17 protein-coding genes and 1 other annotated feature are annotated in these 16,268 nt (G+C 26.6%); of the genes, 13 read left to right on the forward strand and 4 right to left on the reverse strand.

Annotated elements, in window-relative coordinates:
• Positions 1–54: 54 nt before the first annotated feature.
• On the forward strand, positions 55–867 hold the full coding sequence (locus N4A48_RS04915) for a hypothetical protein (RefSeq protein ID WP_293664704.1): 813 nt from the start codon (positions 55–57) through the stop codon (positions 865–867).
• Between the two features lie 25 nt (positions 868–892).
• Here N4A48_RS04915 and uvsE read toward each other — a convergent pair whose 3' ends face one another.
• Entirely contained in the window at positions 893–1,801 is a 909-nt protein-coding gene (gene uvsE, locus N4A48_RS04920; protein ID WP_293664706.1) for a UV DNA damage repair endonuclease UvsE, read from the reverse strand.
• Positions 1,802–2,024: 223 nt separating this feature from the next.
• Between uvsE and N4A48_RS04925 the strand changes: the two genes are divergently transcribed.
• The 3 genes from N4A48_RS04925 to N4A48_RS04935 all read left to right on the forward strand — a co-directional run bounded on the left by N4A48_RS04925 (position 2,025) and on the right by N4A48_RS04935 (position 3,294).
• Positions 2,025–2,402, forward strand: coding sequence for a hypothetical protein (locus N4A48_RS04925; RefSeq protein WP_293664707.1), 378 nt, complete (start codon positions 2,025–2,027; stop codon positions 2,400–2,402).
• A 111-nt stretch (positions 2,403–2,513) separates the two neighbouring features.
• Entirely contained in the window at positions 2,514–2,714 is a 201-nt protein-coding gene (locus N4A48_RS04930) for a transcription initiation factor TFIIIB (RefSeq protein ID WP_293664708.1), read from the forward strand.
• Positions 2,715–2,760: 46 nt separating this feature from the next.
• A complete protein-coding gene (locus N4A48_RS04935) occupies positions 2,761–3,294 on the forward strand; it encodes a GNAT family N-acetyltransferase (RefSeq protein WP_293664709.1) in 534 nt (177 codons plus the stop codon).
• Between the two features lie 68 nt (positions 3,295–3,362).
• On the opposite strand, the gene N4A48_RS04940 is transcribed toward N4A48_RS04935, so the two are convergent.
• From N4A48_RS04940 to N4A48_RS04950, 3 genes are all read right to left on the reverse strand, one after another.
• Positions 3,363–5,366 (reverse strand): methyl-accepting chemotaxis protein, encoded by a 2,004-nt coding sequence (locus tag N4A48_RS04940; protein ID WP_293664710.1) that lies wholly within the window; start codon positions 5,364–5,366, stop codon positions 3,363–3,365.
• 224 nt (positions 5,367–5,590) lie between these two features.
• Positions 5,591–6,490 carry a diacylglycerol/lipid kinase family protein gene (locus N4A48_RS04945; RefSeq protein WP_293664711.1) on the reverse strand — a complete coding sequence of 300 codons (900 nt, stop codon included), beginning with the start codon at positions 6,488–6,490 and terminating at the stop codon, positions 5,591–5,593.
• Complete coding sequence (locus N4A48_RS04950) at positions 6,490–6,735, reverse strand: hypothetical protein (protein WP_293664712.1); 246 nt, start codon at positions 6,733–6,735, stop codon at positions 6,490–6,492. The genes N4A48_RS04945 and N4A48_RS04950 overlap by 1 nt, the downstream gene beginning before the upstream one ends.
• 76 nt (positions 6,736–6,811) lie before the next feature.
• Between N4A48_RS04950 and N4A48_RS04955 the strand changes: the two genes are divergently transcribed.
• From N4A48_RS04955 to ilvC, 9 genes are all read left to right on the forward strand, one after another.
• Positions 6,812–7,546, forward strand: a complete 735-nt coding sequence (locus N4A48_RS04955; RefSeq protein WP_293664713.1) for a YkgJ family cysteine cluster protein — start codon at positions 6,812–6,814, stop codon at positions 7,544–7,546.
• Between the two features lies 1 nt (position 7,547).
• Complete coding sequence (locus tag N4A48_RS04960) at positions 7,548–8,450, forward strand: MBL fold metallo-hydrolase (protein WP_293664714.1); 903 nt, start codon at positions 7,548–7,550, stop codon at positions 8,448–8,450.
• A gap of 115 nt (positions 8,451–8,565) precedes the next feature.
• The gene (locus N4A48_RS04965) at positions 8,566–9,360 is read left to right on the forward strand and encodes a GTP pyrophosphokinase (protein ID WP_293664716.1); all 795 of its coding nucleotides are present in this window, start codon (positions 8,566–8,568) and stop codon (positions 9,358–9,360) included.
• Between the two features lie 96 nt (positions 9,361–9,456).
• Positions 9,457–10,149 (forward strand): metallophosphoesterase, encoded by a 693-nt coding sequence (locus tag N4A48_RS04970; RefSeq protein ID WP_293664717.1) that lies wholly within the window; start codon positions 9,457–9,459, stop codon positions 10,147–10,149.
• Between the two features lie 323 nt (positions 10,150–10,472).
• Complete coding sequence (locus N4A48_RS04975) at positions 10,473–11,051, forward strand: glycerol-3-phosphate acyltransferase (protein WP_293664718.1); 579 nt, start codon at positions 10,473–10,475, stop codon at positions 11,049–11,051.
• Between the two features lie 23 nt (positions 11,052–11,074).
• Complete coding sequence (locus N4A48_RS04980; RefSeq protein ID WP_293664719.1) at positions 11,075–12,646, forward strand: aminotransferase class V-fold PLP-dependent enzyme; 1,572 nt, start codon at positions 11,075–11,077, stop codon at positions 12,644–12,646.
• Positions 12,647–12,781: 135 nt separating this feature from the next.
• A complete protein-coding gene (locus N4A48_RS04985) occupies positions 12,782–14,473 on the forward strand; it encodes a putative bifunctional diguanylate cyclase/phosphodiesterase (protein WP_293664720.1) in 1,692 nt (563 codons plus the stop codon).
• A 138-nt stretch (positions 14,474–14,611) separates the two neighbouring features.
• Positions 14,612–14,872: a binding site (T-box leader), on the forward strand.
• Between the two features lie 157 nt (positions 14,873–15,029).
• A complete protein-coding gene (locus tag N4A48_RS04990) occupies positions 15,030–15,251 on the forward strand; it encodes an ACT domain-containing protein (RefSeq protein WP_293664721.1) in 222 nt (73 codons plus the stop codon).
• Positions 15,252–15,267: 16 nt separating this feature from the next.
• Positions 15,268–16,260, forward strand: a complete 993-nt coding sequence (ilvC, locus tag N4A48_RS04995; RefSeq protein ID WP_293664722.1) for a ketol-acid reductoisomerase — start codon at positions 15,268–15,270, stop codon at positions 16,258–16,260.
• The last annotated feature ends 8 nt before the right edge of the window (positions 16,261–16,268 follow it).

Below are 16,268 nucleotides of genomic sequence, written 5' to 3' on the forward strand. Positions count from 1 at the left end.
TTATGGTACAATTAGATTATATTTGATAGTAAACTTTATGACAAGAGGTGAGAAATGAACTTAAAACAAATATTCAAAGAATCTATAAGCAGTATTAACAAATCTATATGGATAATTTTAATACCTTGTATTATAGATATTCTAAGCTTAATTTCATATGAGAAGGTATTTAATACGGATTACATACCTAATATTAGTATGATTTCATTTCAGTTTTCTATAATATCTGCACCACCTAGTGTTAGATATTTGATTAAGAATTTTCCTAGCCCTTTACTTGAATATAAAAACGGAGCATTTCTTGGAATTATAAATGAACTTACATTATTTAATATACTTCTTTTTTTTACAGTAATATGTTTTATAAGTTTTATAGAGGGAGGATATCTAGGGAGTATAAATGATATTAAGAATAAAAGTTGTTCTTTAAAGGATTTTATATATTTTGGAAATAAATTTTGGTGTAGATTGTTTTTATTAAACTTAATATGCTATATACCTTTTTTATTGGGTTTTATAGATGAAGCTTTTGTGTGGATATCTATTTTGTATATGCCATTTTTTTATATAGAATATTTAATGGTGGTAGAAGATATATCTTTAATTTCAGGATTAAAAGAAAGTATTAATGTATTAATGAACAATTTTAGTATAACTATAAAAATGATGCTTCAATGTGGAGTATTATATGTACCTATAAGTTGTGCAGTTTATATATTTAGCTATTTAGGATATTTTGGAATGGGATTTAGTATTTTTATAGTAAATTATTTTGGAGTATGTGTTAATAAAACTGTATTTGAAATTTATAAAAATTTGAAAAAGCCAAAAACATCACAGGGTAGCAATATTGATTATTATGTATAATATACTAAAAAGACATTCCTTAATTTTAAGGAATGTCTTTTAATATATCAATTATATTAAGTACTGCCTTATCTTTCTGTTTTGCCTCAACCATAAGATCAAAGTCGAATTTGTCTATGACTTTCAAAAGATAATTTAAATCATCTATGTGTATATAATCGCTGTGTTTTTTATCTAATGTATTATCACGTCCGCTGCTTATATGAAGTTTAGGTATTAGACTTGTATTTTTCCAAGTATTCATTATATTAGATAAATAATTTTTAATATTTATATTATTAGGATTGTTGCATTTATGATGGTGTATATCTAATACTATTGGAATATTTGTTTTTGAATTTATATAAAGAACATCTACAACTGTAAATGATTTGTCATCGTTTTCAAGTCTTATCATACTTTTAATATCATCTTCTAAATTATTAAAAACTTCTATAAATCTTTTTATAGCAGATTCTTTGTCGTTATAAACTCCACCTGTATGAATTATCATATCATTTCCAGATAACCTTTTAAGTATATCGTAGTGATATTTTATATTTATTATACTATTTTTAACTACTTTTTCATTAGGGCTGTTTAAAACTGTAAATTGATCTGGATGCATAGAAAGTCGTATATTGTATCGTATAACTATACCCGATATCTCCTTCATTATCTCTAATATTTCATCATCCTTTTTCCAATTCCAATCAAAGTCATTTATAATGTCTGGATGGGTTACAAGTGGAAATAATCTACTACTTACTCTATACATATATATATCGTTTTGAATATTCCAAAGTAGAATATCTTTTACTAGATACAGATTATTTATTATTTTATTTCTTAGATAATCTATACCGTATTTATAAACTGAATTTAATCTACAATCATTGAATTTTCTAGGTTTTATGCTTGTATTTATACAAGCATACCCAATCTTTTGAAGCATTTTATCACCTACCTACTTATTTAATCAATTAATTATTATTTTAATACAAATAATAAAATATTATAAGTAGGATTTTAAAATTTAAATTAAACGAAGATATACTTTTGTGGTAAAATATTGAATTGAAAATAGATAATATGATTTAGAAAATATGAAAAATGATATAGAAAAATTGAGAGGTGATTATTTTTCTAAAAATAAGGATTGATAGGGGTGGAGAATCATGCTAAATAAATTTGTACCAGATAATTTTATAGTTCCAGAAAAACTAGAAACTGAAATATTTAGACTTAGAATGCTAACAACAGATGATGTTGAAAAAGATTATGAGGCTGTAATGTCAAGTAGAGAGCACTTAATTACTCTATCAGATGAAGATGATGAGTATGCATGGCCAAGAAAAGATATGACAATTGAAGAAAATTTAGAAGATTTACAAAGACATCAAAGTGAGTTTTTAGATAGAACAGCATTTACATATACAGTAATGAGCTTAGATGAGAAAATATGCTTAGGATGTGTATATATAAATCAAAGTAAACAAAAGAATTTTGATGCAGAAGTATATTTATGGGCAAGAGAAAGTGAAATAGAAAAATGATTAGAAGAACTCCTTTTTGAAACAGTTAAAAATTGGATTAAAGAGGACTGGCCATTTGAAAAGTTAGTTTATCCGAGATGTGAAATATATTAGAAATAGGAGGATTAGACTATGGAAAAAGAAAAAAAGAAGTGTCCAGAATGTGGTTGTACAGAAATTGCTGGAGGAGAATTTACTGGTTATGCAGCGTTGAAACCTACCAATAGTATAATTGCTTCTTCACTAGTTATAGCAGAGATATGTACTAATTGTGGTTATATATTAAATATGAGGGTGTCAGATCCAGAGAAATTTAAAAAATCTCTTATCTAGAGAAATTAAAGTTTTGAATAAATTATATAAAGAAAGGTCATATGTTATGAAAAAAATAAGAATAAAGAATAGAAAAATTATAATTAGAAAAGCTATAAAATCTGATGCAAGTGAATTAGTAAATTATCTTAATTCAATTAGTAAAGAATCGGATTATTTGACATTTGGAGAAGGCGAAGTTGGTGTAACTATTAAGCAGGAAGAAGAATTTATTGAAGCTGCTAATAACAAGAATAACAGCTTATTTATAGTAGCTCAGATGAATGGAAAAATAATAGGTAATTTAAATTTTAGTGCAGGTGAAAGAAAAAGAATTGCTCATACAGGGGAATTTGGAGTTAGTGTATTAAAAGAATATTGGGGAAATAAAGTAGGGGAAGAATTAGTTAAATATTTAATTCAGTGGAGTAAAAGTTCAGCAGTAATAAGAAAAATAAATTTGCGAGTTAGAACAGATAACACTAAAGCAATTAAGTTATATAAAAAACTTGGATTTTTTGAAGAAGGGATTATAAAAAGAGATTTCTTAATTGAAAATAAATTCTATGATTCTTTGTCTATGGGATTATTAATTGATTAATTGCAAAGATATAAAAGGCTCACATCTCATAACTTGTAGAAAGTAATAGGGTATGAGCCAAAGATTAGTTAAATTTTAAATATATTAATTGATTCTGATAATTCATTTATTGTTTCATTTAAATTTTGTATAGAAGATGAGATTTCTTCAACAGAAGCAGACTGCTCCTCTGTTGAGGCACTAATTTCTTCTGTTGAGGCTGCTGTTTCTTCAAACAGTGATGATATATTTTCCATTGAATGTAGTACTTCATTTTTAGCTTGTTCAACATAATTAATATCATCACTTAATAAATCTACATCCTTAATTACTTCATTTACTGATATTTCAATATTATTGAATAGTTCTTTTGTATAATCTAAATATTCATTTACATTTCTTACTATGGATTGGGTATCATCCATTGTATTTGTTGTATTAGATATTAAAGCAACTATTTCATTTATTATATTTTGTATATCTTCTGTTGATTTAGAGGATTGTTCAGCGAGTTTTTTTACTTCATTAGCAACAACTGCAAATCCTTTACCTGATTCTCCTGCCCTTGCTGCTTCTATAGCGGCATTTAATGCCAATAAATTTGTTTGTTCAGCAATTGACTTTATGGTTTCTATTATCGTACCTATAGAGTTTGATTTTTCAGCAAGTTCTTTTATATTATTTCCTACATTTGTAGTAGCAATAGTATTTTCTTTAAATTTATTATCAAGTTGTATAATAGATTGCATTCCTAGTATATTTTTTTCTTTCATACTTATTGTATTAGAACTAGTTAAATTCAAGGTATTTGAAATATTTTCTATTTTTTGTGATAAGTCAGTACTTATTTTTAAAGTGTTATTTGTTTCTTGAGCTTGATCAGTTGCACCTGAAGCGATTTCTTGGATTGCTTTTGAAACTTCTTCACTAGATATACTTACCTCTTCAGTTGAGTGAGAAATTATTTCTGATTCTTGTTTTAATTTATATGTAGTTTCTTGGATATTAAAAACAATAGATTTTATATTTTCAATCATTTTATTAAAATTACTGCTTAATAATCCAATTTCATCGTTTGATTTAAAATCTATGCTTATATTTAATTCACCGTTTCCGACTTTATTCATAGCATTGCCAATTTCAGTTAGAGGTTTTATAACAAGTTTATTTAACAATAAGGTTATTAATAAAATAGATAAAAGTATAGTTATAAATATTACTATAAGAATTTGAATCTTTAACTTATTAAAAACAGACATTAACTCTGATTTAGAATAAGTAAGTATAGCTATTTTATCGTGTATATTTTTGAAAACAGAGTATTTAGGTACTCCTTCAAATGTATATTCAAAATGTCCTTCTTTAGACTTAAGAATATTTTTACCCCAATCAAACTGATTCATATCTGTACCAATAATATCTTTATTAGGATGTGAAATAACTATACCCTCTAAATCAGTTATATAAGCATATCCGTTTTTTCCTATATGTGTTTTCTCAATAAATTTTTGTATATCCATTGTAGAAAGTATATCATTTATTGTTTTAGCTGAAATACCTATTTGGATTATTCCTGGTTTATCTAATCTTGACACACCAATATATTGAAAAGGTTCATTGTCTGATCCTCTTAAGGTTGGTTCTTGAACTATAGAAATGTTTTTTGTATCGATTAGCTTTAAAAATTCTTGGCTTTGCTCCGATGATTTTAAATCAAAACCAAAAAAATTAGTATGTGTACCGTGAATTAAAATACCATTTTCATCTGTAACATGAATTTCATCAACATTAAGATTTTTAGCTAGTTTAGTCATATTTTCATTAGAAAGTATTTTAGGATTTTCATTAATTATTTGAGCTATAGAATTTGCAATTGAGATATTTTTATCGTTTAATGATGCTTTGGTAATATCGATTATATTTTCGCTGTTCTGAATAGTACCAATGACTGTATTTAGTTGTCCATTTAATTGATTATAAATTATTCTGGAAATCAAATTATTTACTTGAGAAAAACTAAATATTGATAGAATGGTTATTGATAATACTATAATGAGTGTGATAGGGATAAGGACTTTGTTTTTTAATTTCATAAAATTACCTCCTTGTATAATATTTTAGAGTAAAAAAATAAATATGTGTCGTAAATTGGAATATCATGCTATATATTATCACATTATTTAAAATTTAACAATGTTTAAAGATGATTATAATTTCCTATTCGTTATAAAAAAGTGTGAGAAATCTTATTTGATTTCTCACACTTTTATGTAATAAGGTAATTATGAAATTTTTGTGTATAGTATTTATTAAAGAATTATATTCCAACTATAACCTTTAAAGCTCTTTTCTTTATTTCAAATGTAGCAGGGAAGGTACCTCCATCTTCTCCGTCGATATCTATAAGTAAATTTTCTTTGTTTAAGCAATCGACCTTTAAGTTATCAGTTTGCAGATATATTACATTAGGGTCGTTTATATGTTCTCCTGAGAATACTTTTAAAAATACCCCTGCTGCATTTAAAGGATAAGATTTTTTGATTATGCATACATCGAATAAGCCATCATCTATATCAGCCTTTGGTGCAAAATTTGAGAATCCTCCTGCTGATTTAGAATTTAGAACTAGGAATAAGAAGGCTTCGGTCTCTAAAACTTCATTGTCGCATTCAAATCTGAATTTTAGTGTTTCAAATAATTGTTTTGGAACTTCCTTTATACCTTGTGCGTAATAAGCAAAGCTTCCGAATGCAGTTTTTGATTTGACTGGAGTTTTAATAGCAATATCTGCTAAAAGTCCAGAAGCTGCAACGTTTATAAAATACTTATCATTAACCTTGCATAAATCTATTTCTTTAACAGTATTATTTTTAATAATAGAGCATACTCCCTCTATTGACGTTGGAAGATTTAAATATTTTCCAAGATCATTTACAGTTCCTGCTGGAAGTATTAAAATAGGAACATCTATATTATTTTTTGCTACTGCATTTATAACATTATTGACAGTTCCATCTCCTCCTACTATTATCAACAAATCATAGTTTTGATCTTTCATTTTTAAAACTTCACCTGAGTAGTCAAAATCTATAGTAGTGTCTACTTTGTCGACTTCTTTTAATGTGTCATCAAGCACTAATCTTCCGATTATAATTTCTAAATTCTTTTGAAGGGTTTGGGTTCCTGACGAAGGGTTGTTTATTATTTTAACTTTCATTATCTTTTTATAAATGAAGCGCCTAGATATTTTTTAATGTCTTCTTCAGAACTGAAAAAGTCTATTAAAATTTCTTTACCCGTTTCTTCAAAGTGAACTAGAACCTCACAATCCCCATTTAAAAAGAATTTTTTAACTGTACTTTCCTTAATTTCTCTTACTTTTATTAAATCTTTTTTCTTTTTTTCATAGTCTTTAGTAAAATAAGAACCAAGAGGTCTTATTACTTTTGTATACCTATTCATGAAATACCTCCAATTGTAAATTAAAATTTGATATAATATTTAGGTTATTAAAATATTATATCAAGGAGAGAGTCTAATGCCTAGTATAAAAAAGGATGATATAAACTTAGGGATAGATTATTGCTTAAAGAATGATCTTTTTAAAGAACTTAATGATTTATATAATAGTATACCCAATGGAGATTGTATAGGATGTGGAAAATGTTGTATGGAATCTGTTGGAGCGAATTTAGTAGAATTTTTAAATATATATAATTATTTAAATGAAAATAACTATATATATAATATAGTTATGGAAAAAATACTAGATTATTATTTTTTGGAGTACAAGGAAAAGTTACCCTGTCCATTTAAAGATTCAAGCAATAGGTGCTTAATATATGATGTTAGACCTCTTAATTGTAGAATATATGGACATTGGACAAAGACAGATTACAATAAAAATTATGATAGAATAAAAAAAGATAATATAGAGTTTGCAAAATATATGAATAATGAGCATAACATTAAAATAGAAGATGATGTATTAAATTATAAAATAGAGTATTGCAAAAAATTTAAGCCAAGTATAGATTATATGAACAAAAATGAGCGAATGAACTATTATGATAAAGGGATTGTTATAGATTCAAAGCTTTATTCTAAGAGTATAATGGATATCGAATTTAGAGATAGAGGAATTGTAGAGTATTTTATAGAATCTATATTTTTTAATAGTGTTGCAAGTAATATAAGAATGAATATGACGAAAAATAATTCATATAAGGTACTAAAAAGAGTTAAAGCGCTTGTTTTAAGAGAAGAGGGGTAATATGGAACTGGAAAAAATCAAAGGACATAGCTATTATATAAAAGGTGGAACTAATACTGGGGTTTATGTATTTAAGGATAAATATGTACTTGTTATAGATCCAGGTATTTCAAATTCTAGAGGTAATAGACTTATAAAGTTATTTGATAGTAAGGGTCTTCGTGTAAAGTATATACTCAATACTCACGAGCATTCAGATCATTATGGAGCAAGTAAGATATTATTAGATTATTATACTGGGGCTAAGTCCATAGCATCAGATGATGCAAAAACTTTTATAGACAATTCTTATTTATTTTCGACTTATGTATATGGTGGAAAATCTAATAAATTGCTTGATGATTACTTTAAAAATAGAGAAAATAAATTTAGTATAGACGAAGTGGTTTATGAAGGTCAAATTAAGTTAAACAATGAAAAGTTTGATATAATAAATCTTAAAGGGCATAGTATAGGGTCTATAGGTATATTAACAGAGGATAAGGTATTATATCTTGGAGATTCTTTATTTAACGAAAGTATTTTAGAAAAATACAATTTTCCTTTTTTATTCGATATATCTGAGCAGTTAAATACCTTAGATAAAATAAAGGAAATTGATTTTGATTTTTGTGTTATGGGTCATTCAAAGGCTTTACTTGATAAAGAAGAGGCTGTGAAATTAGTAGAGATAAATAAAGAGGTTATATATAAGTACTTAAATCAAATAAGAGAATTTTTAACAACACCGTATACTAGAGAAGATTTATTAAAGGATATTATAGAATACAACGAGCTTAAACTAAACTATAAAGAATACTATTTTTCAAATGCTACATTATCATCTATGATTTCATATCTTGTAGAAGGTGGAGAAATAGATTATCAATATGAAAATGGAAAGATGTATTACTTTATGAAGTAAGGATATTCTAATTATAATGGTAAATTTTAAGTAATTATAGTTAATACTATATACTTTGTGTTAAAATATATTGGGGAATTCTAATAATGAAAATACAGGCTAGAGGGTGATGCAGATGGAATTAAGAGAATGGAAAACCATATTAACTCCATATGAATATGCAGTAGAGGAGTTAAAAGTAAAATTCAAAAATATTAGAAAAGAACTTAGAAATAATGGAGAATATTCTCCTATAGAATTTGTAACTGGAAGAGTAAAAAAAATATCATCTATTATAGCAAAAGCAAAAAAACTTAATGTTGAAATGGATGAAATAGAAGAAAAGATAGAAGACATAGCTGGTATTAGAATTATGTGCCAGTTTGTTGAAGATATATATAGTCTTGTAAGCTTGATTAATAGCAGACAAGATATGACTGTGGTATATGAAAAAGATTATATAAAAAATTATAAAAATAGTGGTTATAGAAGTTACCATATAATTATAAAATATCCTATACAAACAGCTATGGGATTAAAAGAAATTTTAGCTGAGATTCAAATAAGAACTCTTGCTATGAATTTTTGGGGTACTATAGAACATTCTTTAAAATACAAGTATCAACAGGATATACCAGAAGATATAGCTAATAGATTAAGACGTGCAGGGGATGCAGCATTTTTACTTGACCAAGAAATGAGCGAGATAAGAGAAGAGATAATGAGAGCTCAAGTTATGTTTGAAATGAAATCTCTTACAGTTAAGGATATATTAGATAGTATTAAAAAGCTATATATTCTAGGAGAAACTGAAAAAGCCTTAGATTTTCAGGGCAGACTTGATAAGATAAATGATATAGAGGATATAAAAGAAATTATAACGCTGAGAAGCGAGATAGATTATATACTAGATAAATACAATAAAAACTAGAAAAATGTGCTTATAAATCGGTTATAAGCACATTTTTTAAAGTAATTAGTAAAAACTTTTAATAGTACTAAAAATAAAGAAGGTGAGTGATAAAATTTGGCTATTTATGCAATAGGAGATCTGCATTTTGGTAAGGTAGTAGACAAGCCAATGGATATATTTGGGCAGAATTGGATAGGACATAAGGATAAAATAATAGATGATTGGAGAAAAAAGGTTAGGGAAGGAGATACTGTTCTTATAGTTGGAGATACCTCTTGGGGAATGAACTTAAATCAAGCTATTCCAGATCTTGATGATATAAATGAACTTGAAGGAAATAAAATATTAATAAAAGGAAATCATGACTATTGGTGGAGCACAATAAGTAAGTTGAATAAACTCTATGATAATATGAAGTTTATTCAAAATAATTTTTATGAATATGGAGACTATGCTATATGTGGAACTAGAGGATGGCTTTGCCCTAATGAAGTGAAATTTGATGAAGACGATGAAAAGGTATATAAAAGAGAAGCTAAAAGACTTAGATTATCTCTTGATAGTGCTAAAAAAGCTGGATTTGATAAATTCATAGTCATAACTCATTATCCACCTACTAATGACAAGCTGGAAGAATCTGAATTTACTAAGATATATGAAGAATACAAGGTTGAAAGAGTTATATATGGACATCTACATGGAACAGAATCTTTTAAGGCGGGGCTTAAAGGTGAGCGAAATAATATAGAGTATCATTTAGTGTCATGTGATTATACTGATTTTAAATTAATTAAAATAATGGACTAGAGAAATATAATTTATTACAACTACAGTTTTCTGGTTAATCCAAAAACACGCTCATTGAAATACCGATACTTAGTTAATATTTTAATAAAACTATAGATTCTGCTTTATAAAATATACTAAAAGTTCTTAAACTCCCTTACGGTCAAACAAAGAACTTTCTTGGCGTATATTTTAACATCATAATCTAAGTTTTATAGTAAAATATTAACTAAAAAGTAACTAACATTTAAATGAGTGTGTTTTTTTATAACGAATAGCAAATTATAATCATCTTAAAATTGTGGATAAGTATAATTCAATAAGAGAAGGAGAGCGAATATATCTTGTATATAAAAGTATTTTTTATTATAATAAGTAGTTATATATTAGGATGTTTTAGTACAGGATATTATCTTGTACGATTTTTATATAAAAAAGATATTAGGAATATAGGTAGCTTTAGCACAGGGGCTACTAATGTTTCAAGATTATATGGAAAGAAAGGATTTTTAATAGTTTTATTAGGAGATGGTTTTAAAGGTTTTTTAGCTTTATTAATGTGTAAATATTTATTAGGAGAAACAAGCATAGTCATTCAAATTTGTTTAATACTAGTAGTATTAGGGCATATTTTCCCAATACAACTAGGATTTAAAGGTGGTAAGGGAATAGCAGTAAGTTTAGGAGCTTTTTTATGTTTTGATTATAATTTGCTGATATTAATGTCGATATCTTTCTTAATACTATTTATATTTTTAAGAGATTATAAAATTAGCGGATTAGGAGCATATATATTGCTTCCTATAGAAGTTTTACTTAAAGGAGAAAATTTAATAAATGTTATATTTTTAATTTTAGTTACTTTATTTATAATTTATGCTCATAAAAAAAATATACAAGAGTATGTATTAAGATTCAAATAAATTTATATAAGGAGAGTTGACAATTGAAGAATTCCATAATATTTAAAATAGCTGAATATGATTTTGAATTTGAAAAAATAAATGAATTAAATTATGAAACATTTGTTGAAGAGATACCCCAACATAAACAAAATAAAAGTAAGATTTTAAAAGATAAATTCCATGATGAGAATACATATTTCATAGCTCTAAAAAATAATGAGCTAATAGGAATGATTGCTATTAGAGACAAACGTCCTTTTTCTTTGGATCAAAAAATACAAAATCTTGATTCATATCTACCATGTTCTAAAGCAATGTGTGAGATTAGATTATTATCTGTGAAGAAAGATTACAGAAAGGGTATGGTATTAAAAGGATTATTAAAAATAGTAATGGAGTATATAGAAGAAAAAGAATATGATATGGCCTTGATTTCAGGAATTTTAAATCAACAAAAGTTGTACAAGCATATAGGATTCGTACCATTTGGTCCTATAGTTGGAAATGATAAATCAAAATTTCAACCTATGTATATAACTAAGGAAAGTTATAATTTGAATGATTTATTAAAATCTAAACAAGAATTCAGTTTTTTACCAGGACCTGTTGAAATATCAGAAAAAGTTAAAAGAGTTTTTAATAAAAAGCCTATATCTCATAGATCAGAAGAGTTTAAGAACATGTTCTCAAACCTTAAAAAGAAATTATGTAACTTTGTAAATGCAAGATATGTTGAGATATTTATGGGGTCAGGTACTCTAGCTAATGATATAATTTGTGCACAAATATCACTTTTAGAAGGTTCTGGATTAATTTTAAGTAATGGAGAGTTTGGAGATAGACTTATTAATCATGCAAAGAGATCTAATTTGAATTTTGAAGAACATAGGGTTCAATGGGGAGATTCATTCGATTTAAAAAAAATTGAAAATATTTTGAATGAAAACGAAAATATAGGATGGATTTATATGGTTCACTGCGAAACATCAACAGGAATTTTAAATGATATAAAATCAATAAGTGAAATTTGTAAATCAAAAAAAGCATTTTTATGTGTAGATGCTATAAGCTCTGTAGGAAATATTGAAGTAGATTTAAGTGAAGTATATCTAGCATCTTGTGTTAGTGGTAAAGGATTAGAATCCTATTGTGGTTTAAGTATGGTATTTTATAATAATCAACTCATAGACTCTAAAAATAAAATTCCAAGATATTTAGATTTAAATGTATATAAAAGTAAAGAAGGAATTCCTTATACTATTTCTTCAAACCTTGTAGATGCTCTATATACGTCTTTGATAAATTTAGATAAGGAAGAAAAATTTAAAAGTATTAAAAAAATGAATAACTATTCAAGAATAGAGTTAAAAAAGATTGGAATGAAGCCTTTAGTAGATGAATACCTAGGAAATCCAGCAGTAATAACTATTCCTATTTCAGCAGAATATAAATCTAGGGATATAGGGGATTTTTTAAAGAATAAAGGATACTTAATTAGCTATGAAAGCTCATATTTATTAGAAAAAAATTGGATTCAGTTATCCTTCATGGGAAATATTTCACATGAAAAGTTAAAATTATTAATAGAACTTTTGAAAAAATTTACTGAATAAGAAGTAAAATACCATGATGTAAATTATTTGGATAAGCCTATGGCACATGGTATTTTTAATTAAGCTTTGGTATAATTAAAGAATAAGGACTTTATTTGATAATAAATTTTCAAAAATTTTATTAGGAGAATATATATGAGTAATAAAAATTACAAAAAAAATATTATAATAATGTTTATTTTTTTAGTATCATTATTTTCATTAACAGGCTTTATTCTAGTAAATATGGATTTCAATGTAGATATTGCAGATTTTATGTTTGAAGGAATATGTTTTAGTATGATTTTAGTTGGGACTATTATTTCTTTAGGACTTAGAATAAAATCACTAAGTATTGGATGTATAATTTATTCTATTTCAGTACTTAGTAATTGTATTGATGAAGTAAAGTTTATTCAATTTCCAAAGTGGTACGATATAGTATTTGAAAAAGTATTTTTTGTAATATCAATAATATTTATATTATATGGATTTTATAAAGCTATTGATGAAAAAAATATACTTTTAAAAGAATTGAAATATTTAGCTTTTACAGATTCATTAACTAAATTGCTTAATAGAAGAGCTATAGAAGATAAACTAACAAAGTCTATTGAGAAATCATCAAAGGATAATACTAAAGTAGGGATTTTATTTATAGATTTAGATAAATTTAAGTTAATAAATGATTCATTGGGACATAGTGTAGGAGACTATATTCTAAAAGAGATTGCTAATAGATTAAGATATGTTATTAAGAAAGACGATACAATTGCTCGTTCAAGTGGAGATGAATTTATATTAATAATAGATGAAATTAATCAAGAACAAGAAATAATAAACGTTGTGCAAAATATAATGAATGTTTTTGACGAACCTTTTAAGTTAAAGGAGAAAGAATTTAATATAAATTGCAGTATTGGAATTTCAGTATCCCCTAATAATGGAAATGATGTAGAAACTTTATTTAAAAATGCGGATATAGCAATGTATAAAGCTAAAGAAAAAAATGGAAATACTTATGAGTTATATAATTATAAAATGAGTGAGCAAATGGATAATAACTTTGAAATTGCAAATAGACTTAGTATTGGATTAGAAAAAAAAGAATTTATTCTTCATTATCAACCTAAGCTTGATATAAAAACAAATAAGATTACTGGATTAGAAGCCTTGGTAAGATGGCAGGATCCTGAAAAAGGATTAATTTATCCAAACAACTTTATATCAGTAGCAGAAGAAACAGGTCTAATTAAAAAACTAGATGAGCACATATTAGAGTTGTCTTGTTTGCAAATTAAAAAATGGTTGAACAAAGGTTTAAATCCTCCAAATATTTCTGTAAACATTTCTGGAAAAACATTTTCTGAAAATGCTTTTCTTGATAGATTAGAATACATATTGAAAAATACAGGGGTTACATCTGAACATATAAGTATTGAGATTACAGAAACGGCGGCTATGAAGGATAAGAAACATACGTATAAGATTTTAGAACAAATAAGAAGTAAAGAAATAAAAATACTATTAGATGATTTTGGAAAAGGATATTCATCATTAAGCTACTTGAAGGATTTCCCAATAGATATATTAAAGATAGATAAATCATTTGTAGATAATATTTGTACTGACAATATAGATAGTTCTATTACAAGAGCTATAATTGATATGGCTAAAGCATTAAACCTAAAAGTATTGGCAGAAGGAGTTGAAGAAGAAAATCAATTAAGACTTCTGAAAAATTTCAACTGTGAAGAGTATCAGGGATATTTATTTAGCAAACCACTTCCTGTAGATGAGATTGAAATTATGATAATTGAAAATATGGAAAAAATGAAAGCAATCTAACTTAAGTTGGATTGCTTTTGCTATAATTTAATATACAGAAAATTCATAAAATATTTTTTTTCGAAAAAATTAAATAATATAATTGACATAAAGTGTTTGAGAGTTTATAATTCATATTAACGTAAAACAAGTTAATATTAAAAAACGAAGATGGAGACAAAAATATTCGAGTTTAATTACAGAGAACCAACATTTGCTGAGAGTTGGATTGAATAGAATATATAATGATCACTCCTGAGTTGCCGAGTTGAAAGAAATTTTCGAGTAAATAAGGACGGTTACCACCGATATATGGTTAGGATTCACTAAAGTATTTGATTTTGGTCGATCTGAATTGAGAAGGCAATTTTTGAAATTGCAAATAGGGTGGTACCGCGAATATAATCTTTCGTCCCTATAAATACATAAAATATGTATTTATAGAGACGGAAGATTTTTTTATGTATTACTAAACATCAAAGCCTAAGTTTTAAAACAAAATATATAAAGGCAATCACTTATATTTTTATATAAATATTTTTGAGATTGAATTAGTAAAAGAAAGGGTGTGTATATTATGGAAAGTAGAGTTTGTGCGAGATTAAATCAGGGAATAGATTCTTTTGTAAGAGTAACTAGCGTTCTTAGAAGAAAAGAATTTAGTATAAAAGAAATTAATATGAAATCTCAGAGTAGTCATATAGATTTGGATATAGTTGTATATGATGATAGTTTGACTGGAAGTGTTGTTAAGCAAATATCTAAGCTTGCAGATGTTAAAGAAATAACGGTTATATAGAAAAGGGGAGATTAAGATGAGTAAAATGTATTATGAAAAGGATTCTGGTTTAGAGTTATTTGAGGGAAAAAAAGTTGCTGTTTTAGGGTATGGAAGTCAAGGTCATGCACATGCACTTAATTTAAAAGATAGTGGTGTTGATGTGGTTGTGGGTTTACATGAGAAAAGTAAATCAAGAGATAAGGTTAAAACTGAGGGTCTTGAAGTTATGAATGTTGAGGATGCTGTTAAGGTTAGTCAGGTTGTTATGATGTTAGTTCCGGATACAAAGCAAAAAGAAGTATTTGATGAAAAGGTTAAGGATAATTTAGATGAAGGAGATGCACTAGCATTTGCTCATGGATTCAATATACACTTTAGCCAGATAGTACCTCCAAAAAATGTAGATGTATTTATGGTAGCACCTAAAGGACCAGGACATTTAGTTAGAAGAGTTTATCAAGAGGGAAAAGGAGTTCCAGCACTTTTGGCAGTGCATCAAGATTATACAGGAAACGCTAAAGAATTAGGTCTTGGTTATTCTTATGGAATAGGAGCATTAAGAGCTGGAGTACTTGAAACTACTTTTAAAGAAGAGACAGAAACTGATTTGTTCGGGGAGCAAGCTGTACTTTGTGGTGGAGTGACTGAACTTATAAAGGCTGGATTTGAAACATTGGTTAATGCAGGTTATCAAAAGGAAGTAGCATATTTTGAATGTCTTCATGAAATGAAACTTATAGTAGATCTTTTATATGAAGGTGGATTTGAAAAAATGAGACACAGTATAAGTGATACAGCTGAGTATGGAGATTATATGGTTGGAAGAAGAATAGTAACAGATAAAACTAGAGAAGAGATGAAAGGCATTTTAACAGAAATCCAAACTGGAGCTTTTGCAAAGGATTGGATAATGGAGAACAAATTAAATAGACCAGTATTCAATTCATTTAAACAAAGGGAACTAGAACATACTATAGTTGAAGTTGGGAAAGAACTTAGAAGTATGATGTCTTGGATAGAAAAGTAGAGAGATAG

The sequence above is a fragment of the Tepidibacter sp. genome (assembly GCF_025210165.1).
Classification (GTDB): domain Bacteria; phylum Bacillota; class Clostridia; order Peptostreptococcales; family Peptostreptococcaceae; genus Tepidibacter_A.